Source organism: Lacticaseibacillus sp. 22 (assembly GCF_055413445.1).
The window spans coordinates 87,055-99,060 of sequence record NZ_JBVAYD010000005.1; the positions used below are offsets into that span (position 1 = coordinate 87,055).

The 12,006-nt window shown below is 49.7% G+C and carries 11 protein-coding genes and 1 riboswitch; of the genes, 6 read left to right on the forward strand and 5 right to left on the reverse strand.

Features of this window, described 5'->3' with window-relative positions:
- The first annotated feature begins 107 nt into the window (after positions 1–107).
- Positions 108–698 carry a dTDP-4-dehydrorhamnose 3,5-epimerase family protein gene (locus ACWP87_RS04225; RefSeq protein ID WP_005710882.1) on the forward strand — a complete coding sequence of 197 codons (591 nt, stop codon included), beginning with the start codon at positions 108–110 and terminating at the stop codon, positions 696–698.
- 142 nt (positions 699–840) lie between these two features.
- Here ACWP87_RS04225 and dapB read toward each other — a convergent pair whose 3' ends face one another.
- The 5 genes from dapB to lysA form a co-directional block, all read right to left on the reverse strand.
- A complete protein-coding gene (gene dapB / locus ACWP87_RS04230; RefSeq protein ID WP_014568946.1) occupies positions 841–1,608 on the reverse strand; it encodes a 4-hydroxy-tetrahydrodipicolinate reductase in 768 nt (255 codons plus the stop codon).
- Complete coding sequence (gene dapA, locus ACWP87_RS04235) at positions 1,605–2,510, reverse strand: 4-hydroxy-tetrahydrodipicolinate synthase (RefSeq protein WP_014568947.1); 906 nt, start codon at positions 2,508–2,510, stop codon at positions 1,605–1,607. Before dapA ends, dapB begins: the two co-directional genes overlap by 4 nt.
- 350 nt (positions 2,511–2,860) lie before the next feature.
- Positions 2,861–4,024 carry an N-acetyldiaminopimelate deacetylase gene (locus tag ACWP87_RS04240; protein ID WP_014568948.1) on the reverse strand — a complete coding sequence of 388 codons (1,164 nt, stop codon included), beginning with the start codon at positions 4,022–4,024 and terminating at the stop codon, positions 2,861–2,863.
- A 6-nt stretch (positions 4,025–4,030) separates the two neighbouring features.
- Positions 4,031–4,735 carry a 2,3,4,5-tetrahydropyridine-2,6-dicarboxylate N-acetyltransferase gene (gene dapD / locus ACWP87_RS04245; protein ID WP_014568949.1) on the reverse strand — a complete coding sequence of 235 codons (705 nt, stop codon included), beginning with the start codon at positions 4,733–4,735 and terminating at the stop codon, positions 4,031–4,033.
- Between the two features lie 9 nt (positions 4,736–4,744).
- Positions 4,745–6,088, reverse strand: coding sequence for a diaminopimelate decarboxylase (gene lysA, locus ACWP87_RS04250; RefSeq protein WP_014568950.1), 1,344 nt, complete (start codon positions 6,086–6,088; stop codon positions 4,745–4,747).
- A 100-nt stretch (positions 6,089–6,188) separates the two neighbouring features.
- Positions 6,189–6,368: riboswitch (Lysine riboswitch) on the reverse strand.
- Positions 6,369–7,156: 788 nt separating this feature from the next.
- On the opposite strand from lysA, the gene ACWP87_RS04255 reads away from it, so the two are divergent.
- From ACWP87_RS04255 to ACWP87_RS04275, 5 genes are all read left to right on the forward strand, one after another.
- Positions 7,157–8,536: an aspartate kinase gene (locus ACWP87_RS04255; RefSeq protein WP_014568951.1), complete on the forward strand. Its 1,380-nt coding sequence runs from the start codon at positions 7,157–7,159 to the stop codon at positions 8,534–8,536.
- 2 nt (positions 8,537–8,538) lie between these two features.
- Positions 8,539–9,546, forward strand: a complete 1,008-nt coding sequence (gene dapF, locus ACWP87_RS04260) for a diaminopimelate epimerase (RefSeq protein WP_014568952.1) — start codon at positions 8,539–8,541, stop codon at positions 9,544–9,546.
- Between the two features lie 7 nt (positions 9,547–9,553).
- Entirely contained in the window at positions 9,554–10,612 is a 1,059-nt protein-coding gene (locus ACWP87_RS04265; RefSeq protein WP_005710900.1) for an aspartate-semialdehyde dehydrogenase, read from the forward strand.
- A 215-nt stretch (positions 10,613–10,827) separates the two neighbouring features.
- Entirely contained in the window at positions 10,828–11,205 is a 378-nt protein-coding gene (locus tag ACWP87_RS04270; protein WP_014568953.1) for a hypothetical protein, read from the forward strand.
- Positions 11,206–11,435: 230 nt separating this feature from the next.
- On the forward strand, positions 11,436–11,756 hold the full coding sequence (locus ACWP87_RS04275; RefSeq protein ID WP_014568954.1) for a helix-turn-helix domain-containing protein: 321 nt from the start codon (positions 11,436–11,438) through the stop codon (positions 11,754–11,756).
- Positions 11,757–12,006 lie beyond the last annotated feature (250 nt).

Sequence of the window (12,006 nt, forward strand, 5' to 3'; positions counted from 1 at the left end):
GTGCAGTTTTTTTGTATCAAGGTGTTAGCCGAATTAAAACATATAGTTGCTCTTGTAAGTAAGAGCGGTTTGCGCTATTAATACCTTAAAAAGGGAGTGGATTGCTTATGACATTAGAAGTTGTTCCTTTTTCATCCGCATCATCCGAAATTGATGGGTTGAAGATTATTCATGTGAAGATGGTGACGGATGAGCGCGGAACGGTTCGAGAGTTGTTTCGCCAGAGCCAGCATTCGCAAGTGTTAGTAAACCCTAATATGGCTTGGAAACAGGTCAATTTGACCCGGACTAAGCGCGGGGCTGTTAGAGGGTTGCATGGTGAAGCGATGTCGAAGCTCGTCACGGTTGCCCATGGAGAAGCATTTGGTGCCTATGTGGATACAAGACGGGACAGTCCTACTTTGGGTTCCGTTGTCACGGTTCGTTTAACGCCAGGTGTGCAGGTTTTTGTTCCTCAAGGCGTTTGCAATGGGTTTCAGGCGGTTGCCGATGATACGGAATATCTTTACTTCTTCGACAACGAATGGCAAAAGGGAATGACCGGTGTGGCACTAACACCTTTGGATCCTGATTTGGGGATTGAGTGGCCGATCGCCATTAAGCCTGATAATTTAGCGCAAATTTCAAAAAAAGATTCCGAGGCGCCTACTTTGAAGGAAGTGCTGAAACAACTGGCAGAGACGCGGCCAAAGGAATAACTAGCAAGGATAGCGACTGCCAACCCGGTTACATAGTTTATCAAGTGACAGGTACAAAAATATGATCCTGAGACGTCTTTTGATAAAACAAAACGCGCTGACCCAGCTTTTTTAAAGTTGGACGTCAGCGCGTTCTTTTTGTTTACAGGAAATTTTCCAAACCCACAACCAAATGATTCGCTGCCTGAACCTTGCGAATGGCAACGGCGACTCCTTGCATGAAGCTTTGGCGATCGAAGGAGTCTTGGCAGATGGTGAGGGCTTCACCGGGACCGCCGAAGAGGACTTGTTCGTGGGCGATGTAACCTGGTAAGCGGACGGCGTGGACCGGGACGTCATCAATGCGTTGGCCGCGGGCGTCGTTGTCGATGGTGGACAAGGGCTTTTGGGTGCGTCCGGCGGCGATTTTGTGCGCAGTGGCGATGGCGGTGCCTGATGGAGCGTCGGCCTTATCCTGATGGTGCATTTCGATAATTTCGGCATCAGGGAAGTAGGCGGCGGCTTCCTGCGCGAACTTCATTAAGAGAACCGCGGAAAGGCCGAAGTTTGGGGCGATTAGACCGCCGAGATGACGGGCTTGGGCGAGTTCGATTAAGCGGTTTTGATCGGCTGGCGTCATGCCGCTTGTGCCAACGACCGGGTGAATGCCGGCTTTGATCGCGGCTTCAATGTTGGCAGCGACGGCAGTGGGGTTGGTAAAATCAACCCACACATCGGCAATGTCGGGATTGAGCTGATCATAGCTCGTGAGCACTTTTGTATCAGCTGGTAGTCCATATTTTTGGGCATCAGCGGCAATTGCTTTCGGATCAAAAACGGCACTTAATGCGAAATCTTTTTGTGACTGAACCATTTTGACTGTTTTTTGACCCATGGCACCGCGAAAACCGGCGACAAGAACGTGAATCATGCAAGCACCTCCGCTTCAATTGCTGATAGTTCCGGAACCCCTAATAGATGGGCTAATTCCTGTTGTTGTGCCGCTGTTAATGGCAGTAACGGTAAACGCGGGCTGCCGACTTTGAATCCCAAAGCATTAAGTGCGGCTTTGGTAGGCGCTGGGGATGGAAAATGGAATAACGCGGCCATTTTCGGTAACAGTTGCCGTTGTAATGCAGCTACAGTGGTGATGTCACCGCGATCGAGCGCACGATACATTTCCCGGATGCTATGGGCATATAGGTGGGAGGCAACTGAAATAACGCCCATCCCGCCCAGTGTTTTGATCGTCAGCGCTTGAGCATCTTCGCCGGTCCAGACATTGAAGGCATCGTGTTTGGTTCGGTCGATGATATCGCTGAGTGCTGCCAGACTGCCGCACTGCTTGATCCCTTGAATCATGGGGTTTTGTGCCAGCGTTGCCACGGTTTCCGGTAACATGTTTACGCCGGTTCGCCCTGGAATGTTGTAAATAATGATCGGTTTTTGCGCACTTGCCGCAACCGTGGTATAGTGCGCGATCATGCCATCTTGATCCGGCTTGTTGTAATACGGAACCACAACCAAAGTAGCATCAATTCCGGCAATTCCACCGACTTCATGCGTAAAATCAGTGGTTTCGCGGGTGTTGTTAGACCCTGAATTGGCAATGACGAGTGCGCGCCCGTGAACCATGGCCACAAAACGGGTGTAAAGGGTGATCTTTTCATCATGACTCAACGTAGGCCCTTCACCCGTCGTAGCTCCAACCACAAACCCGTCAGTGCCTTGATCAATGAGATGATCGACTAACCGTTGCATACTATCATAGTCAATTTCATCGCGGTCGTTAAACGGTGTCACAATCGCGGTGATTAATTCTGCTCTTTGCATTTAAAAACCCCCTGAGCGCGAGCCGGCGCGTTTAGAAGTCGGAGTGTAAGCGGCCTTAAGCGTGATGGCCCGGTCTTGGCCATTGCGCTTAAGGTCCTTACACGCAGACTTCTGCGCCGGGGAGCGCGTTAAAGTGAGCGTGAGCCAGCCCGGTTAGAAACCGGAGTGTAAGTGGCCTTAGCCGTGATGGTCGGGCTTTGACCATTGCGGCTAAGGTCCTTACACGCAGGTTTCTGGGCTGGCGAACGCGTTATCGAAAGCGTAAGCCGCCTTTTATGCCAGCAAACGCGTCATGTTGAATCCAATCGGCAAGCCATCACCAAAAGATCCGTGACTGTCCTTGCACGCTATCAATCAAGATCCTCAGCCGCTTCCGCCATCCGATGCGTCAGAAAATGAATGATAGCCGTCACACCTGGCGCTAGAGCTGCTTCATCTGGTGAAAAGTCAGCGGCGTGCAACTGCGAATCCGGATCATTCACGCCTAGCCAAAACATGGTGCCAGGAATTTTGTTTAATAGATAACCAAAGTCCTCACCGGTCATGACCGGATCGGTTGGCACAAAGGTTACGGCTGGGTCGGCTTGCATGAAATCAATGAAATCTTTTGTCAGTTGCGGATTATTTTCGACGGGATAATAACCGCCTTGATTCAAATCGACTTTGACTTCGCAGTTGAAACTAGCCGCGATGCCTTGACCGATATCCCGAATTCGCTGTTGTAAGAAATTAATTTGCTTTTGCGTGAAGCCGCGCAAGGTGCCTTCTAGATGGGCGCTGCCGGCAATCACGTTGCGGATGGTTCCGGCGCGCATGAGGCCGAATGTGATCACGGCGCTATCGGTGGGGCCGACATTGCGAGCGACAACCGTTTGGATTTGGCTGATGAAACTGGCCGTTGCGACGATCATATCGTTAGCATTTTGCGGTAGCGCTGCATGACCGCTTTTACCGATTAGATCAACGTTAATCTCAGTGGTGCCGGCAAAAAGCGTTCCGAGCCGCGTGTTAATCGTACCAGCAGGCAGGTCAGGCCGATCATGCAGGCCATAAAATTCATCAATCTGCCACTCACCGGTGAAAGCGCCCATGTCATAAGCCAGTTTACCGCCATTCTTGCTTTCTTCAGCCGGCTGGAAGAAGAAAATCAGATGATCCTTTGGCTGATGAACGGCAAAATAACTGAGAACGCCAAGTGCCACGGTCATATGCATGTCGTGACCACATGCATGCGCAATCCCCTGATGATGCGAGGCAAACGGCAAACCGGTTGCTTCGGTGACCGGTAACGCATCCATATCGGCGCGATAACCGATTGTGCGTTGCGGATCGGAGCCAGTGACTTTGACTAGAATGGCGGTTGGTAACTTCGGTAAGGTACGAATGGTAAGAAAAGTCTGCGGAAAACTTTGGATGGTTTTGAGCAGGAAGGCATGGGTTTCTTTTTCCTGCAGCGCTAATTCCGGGATTTGGTGGAGCTGGCGGCGAATAGCAATGAGTTCGGCTTCCTTCATTAAATGTCACAACTTTCTGAGTTCATCAAGCAGCACCGTCTTAGCTTCGGTTTGATCGTTGACTTTTTTAATCACCTTGGCTGGGACACCGGCGACGACTGTATGGGCAGGAACATCATTAATGACAACAGCGCCCGCAGCAATGACAGCCCCTTCGCCCACGGTCACGCCTTCAAGCACAACGGCATTGGCACCGGTCATCACGTGATCACCGATTGTCACCGGCTTAGCTGACGGCGGTTCCACCACGCCGGCAAGCACTGTGCCCGCGCCGATATGGCAATGTTTGCCGACAATGGCGCGGCCGCCAAGCACGGCCCCCATGTCAATCATGGTTCCGGCACCAATTTCCGCGCCGATGTTAATAATCGCGCCCATCATGATCACCGCGTTGTCACCAATCAGCACCTGATCGCGAATGATCGCACCAGGCTCGATACGGGCATTGGTTGTTTTGATGTCCAATAATGGCACCCCGGTGTTACGACCGGCAGCCTCGACATAGTAATCATCCAGTTTAGCGGTTTTTAAAACGGGCTGAATCTCTGCCCAGTCACCGATGACAGTGCCGGTGTGTTTGCCAATAAATGCATGGACACTTTTAGGAAAATGCAAGTCGGCTAATTTGCCTTTGAGATACACTTTGACCGGCGTGGTTTTCTTGCTGTTTGCGATGGTTGAAATGATTTTTTCGGTATTGAGTTGTGCCATGATGGCCTCCTATTTTTTTGCGGCAGTAGTGGCGGTTGATGTCGGCGCTGGTTGACTTGGAGCGGTGTAGTGCTGATCGTGTTGAATCAAATCGGCGTAAGTTTCACGCGTGACCACCAACTGTGCCTGGCCATCTTCGACAAAAACAACGGCTGGACGCGGGTTGCGATTGTAGTTGGACGCCATCGAGTAGCCATATGCGCCAGTGTCGAAAACGGCAACCACATCGCCTGGCTGTGTGGCTGGCAGCGGGGCATCGTCAATCAAAATGTCGCCGGATTCACAATACTTTCCGACTAAATGGACATGTTCTGTGGGCTGGGCAGTCGGGTGATCCGCAACCACAGCGGTGTATTGAGCCTGATAAAGGGCAGGGCGGATATTGTCGCCCATGCCGCCATCAACCGCAACATAAGGCCGCAAGCCCGGGACATCTTTGCGACTGCCGACCGTATACAGACTGTAGCCGGCAGGACCGACAATCGAACGGCCCGGCTCAATCCAAACGGCAGGCAATGGCCAGTTGAAACCGTGGCTTTGGGTTTTCAGGGTGGTCACAATCGCCTGCACAAAAGCTTCTGGTGGTAGTGGATCATCCTGCTTGGTATACGCAATCCCAAAACCGCCGCCGACATTGAGGACTTTAGGGGTGAAGCTGAATTGCTGGTGCCAATGATCAAGGACTGCCAGCAGCTTTTGGGTGACGGCTTCAAACCCGGCGACTTCAAAAATCTGGGAGCCAATGTGGGCGTGAATACCCAGCAAATTAAGATGATCATCCGCCAGAATACGCTTGGCTGCTTCATCGGCTTGCCCGCTTTCAAGATCAAAGCCAAATTTACTATCGGTTTGGCCGGTTTGGTCATAAGCGTGTGTATGAGCACTAATCCCCGGTGCCACCCGGATCAAGACGTTTTGCTTGCCCACGGCCGCCTTTAGCAACTCGTCAAGCAGGTCCAATTCATGAAAATTATCAACGATGATCGTGCCAACCCCGGCGTCTAAAGCTTGTTCCAGTTCGGCTTTGCTTTTGTTATTACCGTGGAAGCTGACCTTTTCCATGGGGAAGTCCGCTGCTTGAGCCGTGTATAACTCGCCACCGGAAACAACATCGACATGAATGGCTTCGGCTTTGGCGACCTCATACATCGCGATGGTAGCAAACGCCTTGGAAGCGTAACTAACGGCGTATGCGACTCCCGCCGTTTCAAAAACCTGCTTGAACGCCCGAATCTGATGGCGAATGGCGCCAACGTCATAAACATAAAGCGGCGTTTGAAAAGTGTGGGCAAGTTGACTGGCAGCAATCCCGCCAATCGTTAATTGACCTTCGTGATTTGTGGCAAAATTCATTCAGTTCATCCTCCCGAGTGATGGCAGGGCAACGGCAAACGAAAAGGGACCCTTTTGTTTGGCCGCGCGTCAAACAAAAAGATCCCAACTTGCAATCTACTTGAATGATAGCGCCCCGCTTAGATACCTAAGCGACAGTACAGGATTTATTCAATCCTGGCCCAACAGGCTCACCGATCCCGGATCACCCATTTCGGCAACCGCCCCTTTCACCGAATGTCACCACGAAGGATCTCGCTCGATTCGGTTAGTCATGTTGGCTGCAACCTCTATCTGTTTAACACCACATTATAATAAAAAACGGTACGCGTCAAATTTTTGTGAGCGCGAGCCGGCGCGGTTAGGGACCGGAGTGTAAGTGGCCTTGGTCGCAATGGCCCGGGTCTGGCCATTGCGACCAAGGTCCTTACATGCAGGTCCCTGCGCCGGGGAGCGCGTTATGGGCGTAAAAGCGGACTTGTGGCCTCAGGCGTAATGGCCCGGGCTTGGTCATTGCGCCCAAGGTCCTTACACGCAGACTCCTGCGCTGGGGAGCGCGTTATGGGAGTAAAAGCGAACTAGTGCCCTTAGACGGTGATGGCCCGCTCTTGGCCATTGCGCTTAAGGTCCTTACACGCAGACTTCTGCGCCGGGGAGCGCGTTATGGTGAGCGAGAGTACCTTGCTCAGAGACCAAATATAAGAGCCTCAAACATGGTGGCTGACGCTTACTTTCTATTTCTTCAGCGCGAACAGTGTGACTGTATGCCAAAGAACCATCTTGACAGCCTGATTCCCAACAACCCACTTTCAATCCGTCACCCCAATACCTAGCAAAAAATTAAAAACATTTTTAAGCTCATTATTACTATGCAATGGCGTCAAAAAATGCTGTTTTGGCGGGATGGTGGGGGCTTGTGTTTCTCTGGGAGTCTGTTAAAGTACAGAATAAAATGACAGAGTTCTCATTTGCATTGCCGTCTGTTGATGCCAGATGAAAATCACTTACGCAATCGCTGTCGGTTGGTGATTGGCAAGGTTGTTGGCGTCAAGGATACACTGGAAAATGGGGTTAGGGAGGCAGTTTATCGTGCGTGTCGTAAAATTTGGCGGTTCGTCATTAGCAGATGGAGCGCAGTTTGCCAAGGTTGTGGCGATTATGAAGGCGAATCCTGCCCGGCAGGTTATCGTAACCAGTGCGCCTGGTAAACGGCATCCCGGCGATGTCAAGGTGACAGACCTGCTAATCAAGTACGCCCAAGCGGTGTTGCAGCAGGGTGAAACGGCTGCAATCGTTGCTGAAATTGTGGCTCGGTATCAGGCCATTGCCACGGCGTTCAACCTTGACGCGCAAGTTGTGGAAAAAATCGAAAACGAACTATACCAGTTACCGAATACCAGCTTTAAAAATGCCGACTACCTAATGGCTGGCTTCAAGGCACGAGGCGAAAAATTAAATGCTTTTCTCATGACGGCGGTGTTGAATCACGAAGGTATCGAAGCCACGTATGGTGAACCGAAAACATTAGGAATTGTTGTAACGGATCATCCCAATGACGCTGAGGTTTCACGTGAAACTTACGATCGTTTGGCGGCATTTCGGCGGCCGCTTGGTGTGCTGGTAGTACCGGGATTTTATGGCTATACCAGTCACGGCGATATTGCTACTTTTTCACGTGGCGGCTCGGATATTACCGGTGCGATTTTAGCAAACGGGTTTCATGCCGACCTGTATGAAAATTTCACTGATGTTGATGGCGTTGCGGCTGCTGATCCACGGGTGGTGGCAAATCCGCAGATGATTCAAGAAATGACGTATCGGGAAATGCGGGAGTTATCATATGGCGGCTTTGGCGTTTTTCATGATGAAGCGATTCTACCGGCCATTGCGGGACAGATTCCGATTAATTTAAAAAATACGAATCATCCTTCTGCCCCTGGGACGATGATTGTCCCGGAACAACATTTTGTGCCGAAACATGCGATTACCGGCATTGTCAGCTCGCAACATTTTGGGGCGATCTATCTGCATCGTTATTTACTCAATAAGGAAGTCGGATTTACGCTCAAGCTGCTGCAGGTTTTGGCGCGACATGGCATCAGTTATGAGCATATGCCAAGCGGGATTGACGATTTGACCATTATTTTGGACGATCGGCAGCTCACAGAGGCGAAGCGTAAGGCCATTTGTGCTGAAATTCAGGAAGTTGTACACCCGGACGTTTTGAAGTGGATTGACGATTATGCGATTATCATGGTGGTCGGTGAAGGGATGGCACAAAGAACCGGATTGATTCAGACGATTTTGCAGCCGCTAGCGAGTGCCGGGGTGCATGTGTCAATGATTAATGAAGGGGCCTCCCAGATTTCACTGATGCTTGGCACATCGCGGGAATCGGCGAATCGGGCAGTCAAGGCCATCTATAACGCCTTTTTCATTCCGATCAATCAGCGCTTGGAGGTGCAGTGAGTATGGTGACATTACAAAAAGTTCATGGCTCTGAAAATAGTTTCTTTTTATTAGATGAAACGCAATTGAAACAGCCATTGACCACAAGCCAACTGGCAGCTTTTACCAAGCAGGTGACGAATCGCCAAACTGGCTGGTTAGGCGGAGCGGATGGCGTTTTGGCAATAACGGATGCGCCCGGGACTGCTGGAAAAATGACGGTGGTGAATACTGACGGCAGCCTGGCTAAATTGTGTGGCAATGGTTTACGGACAGTTGCCCGCTATCTAAGTGAAAAAACCGGTCAATCAGCATTCAAGGTGCATACGGATTTTGCCGACTTGGCCGTTGCAAAACAGTCGCCATTAGCTTCCGGCGTTCCGGCATATTCAGTTGAAATTTCGCCAGTCAGTTTTGCCGCCGCTGACTTGCCATTTGCCAATCTTGGCGTTGACCGCATCGTTGACACTGTCTTGCCGGCTATTCATCCTAGTTTGAAGTTTACCGCGGTGGCAGTACCCAACCCGCACTTAATTGCATTTGTGTCTAAAGAAGAACTGGCCAGTCCTGATCTGGAGCGAATTGGTAAAATGTTAAATGCCAAAAATCCGTATTTTCCGGAAGGGGTTAACGTAACGTTTGCCGAAATCTTAGGTAAGGACACCTTGTTTGCCCGGACTTATGAGCGCGGCGTCGGGTTTACCAATGCATGTGGCACCGGGATGTCCGCAACGACCTTAGCGTTTATTCTGACTCATCCCCAGGAGGCGGCATTTGAACGCGTGAATACCGTGTATAATCCAGGCGGCATGGTGAAGACGATGGTTCATCATGATCACGAGCGTTACTGGATCGAACTCATCGGGAACGCAACCGTGACGGCGACAATCACCGTACCGGATGAAGCGCTTGAAAGTGGTAAACTGACACAAGCAACTTTCCAACCCACTGGCGAGCAGGCGGCTTATGAGCAGTTCATTGACTCATTGCCGCATCGAGATTTGGCAGACACATTAATAGAAGGAGCATAAATCAATCATGAGTGGTTATCACGTAGCAGTTGTAGGGGCAACCGGCGCGGTCGGAACCCGGATGTTGAAGATGGTCGCAGAAAGCAAGCTGCCAATTGCGTCAGTCCTTGCCTTGGCCAGCAAACGGTCAGAAGGTAAAACGGTACCTTTTCGTGACGGGACGTTAACGGTTCATGAAACAACTGATGATGCGTTCAAGGGGATTGATATTGCATTATTCTCAGCAGGCGGCTCGGTTTCCAAACGATTTGCCCCTGCAGCTGTTAAAGCCGGCGCGGTGGTCGTTGATAACACCAGTGCTTTTCGTATGGAACCCGATATTCCGCTGGTTGTACCCGAAGTCAATCCGGAAGCCCTGCGCACCCACCACGGCATCATTGCGAATCCGAACTGTTCGACGATTCAAATGGTGACCGCACTTGAGCCAATTCGCAAAGCATTCGGCCTGAAACAAGTTGTCGTTTCAACCTATCAGGCAGTTTCCGGCGCCGGACAGTCAGCCATGAATGAATTGTTTGATGAAACCCAGGCTGCCTTGGACGATAAGCCATTGGAGCCTAAAATTCTACCAACTGCTAGCGACAAAAAGCACTATCCGATTGCTTTCAACGCCTTGCCTCAAATCGATGTCTTCGAACCAGACGGCTATAGTCATGAAGAGTGGAAAATGATTCACGAAACCAAAAAGATTATGGCTGGCGACATGAACAGTGATGCGATCAAAGTCACCGCCACTTGTGTTCGGATTCCAGTGCCAATTGCCCATTCCGAAGAAGTTTATTTTGAAATTGAAGACGCTAACGCCACCGCCGACGACATTCGCGCTGCATTAAACGATGCGCCTGGCGTTGTGGTGCAAGATGATCCAAGTCAACAGCTCTATCCGCAAGCTATGAATGCAGTCGGCAGCAAAGAGGTCTTCGTTGGCCGTATTCGCCCGGATGCTGAAAATCCTCGGTTCTTCCACATGTGGGATGTTTCCGACAACCTTCTTAAAGGAGCGGCATGGAACTCCATGCAAATTGCCGAAACGATGGATGCCATGGGGTTAATTCAACCGAAATAACGAATAAGTTTAATAAAGCCATTTGCGTAGTGCACGTCAAAACACTAGGCAAACGGCTTTTTGTTTTGCAGCGGGGGGACAACAGACGTAACATGCCAGCGTCCTCTGTAAATAACGCCTCTAATTCTTGCTAGAAGCTTAAGATGCTGCCAAATTGATTGACGGATTTCTTAAAATAACTATACTGATGAAAAACGAGTATAGGAGCATGTTACATGAAAAAGCATCGTTTCGTCATCGCATTGATCGGCTTATCACTTTTTGCAGTCAGCAGCACTGTTGCCGCCGATATGACGCAAGCCAATATCGATCAGCAGGTTGTCCAATACACGTTGAATGGCAAGGGGCTGGTCATTTTCAATCATGCGCGCACTTATCGCACGAAAAGCACAGCCGCAGTTTATCAAGGCTCCTTTGCTGCAGATGCACCGACAGCAAGCTTTAAAAAGGTCGGCAACCTGACCAATCATAAAGATTATCGAGTAACGCGTAAGATAACAGCCAAGGCTAAGTTGAAAGGATCGGCCACGCAGACTTTTTACTATGTGTCCGGGCACGGTTGGGTGAAAGGCAGCGACTTGACGCGATCGTGAACTGTGTCTTCAATTTCAGGGAAATCCGTGTAGCAACGCAGCTAAGATTGCGTGAATCTGTACGGATTTTTCTTTTTGACTAAAATTGGTAAAGTTCGATCTTGACAACCTGTATCTGCTATTCTATCTTGAAAACAATATAAAGCACGTTAACCATTTATTATTGGCGATATTGAGTGATAACTAACAATGACGGTTCATGGTGAGGACTTTACGGAGGCGAGCAGCACATGCCAATAGGCGAACAAATTAAAGATAGACGCGAAGCATTAGCGTGGAGTAGAGAAGAATTGGCTCAAGTGGTCAATGGGTCGGTACAGCAGGTCTCAAGATGGGAGAAGGGCATCAGTTATCCTAATATCAAGCAACTGATTGCGATTAGCGACAGGTTAGAGCTCAGTTTGGATAACTTGATCAAAAGCGATCCCAAATTGCAAAAGACAATTCAAATTGATAAGAATGCCAAGGAAGCTAGTGATTATCTGCGGATCTCTCTTATTTTTAGCTTTACATATATGATCTTATTTAGCTTTGCTGCTCTCTTTATGTAATAGCGAACGTAAGTGTTGTCAACATCAGCTGTTTATATCAATAGTGATGTGTTTTACTCAAATAATACCTCACCTTGATTTCGATGAGGCGTTGCAATGCTCGGGATGATTTGATGACCTTTTTGTGGCAGGTACCGATTGTACTGTATGGCATTGTACTTGGCTGATAAACATACCTTGTCCTGTATGGGATGAGGTTTTTTCATTTGCAGTAGAATTAACTTCAATTCGATCAAAAAGCCATCATGAA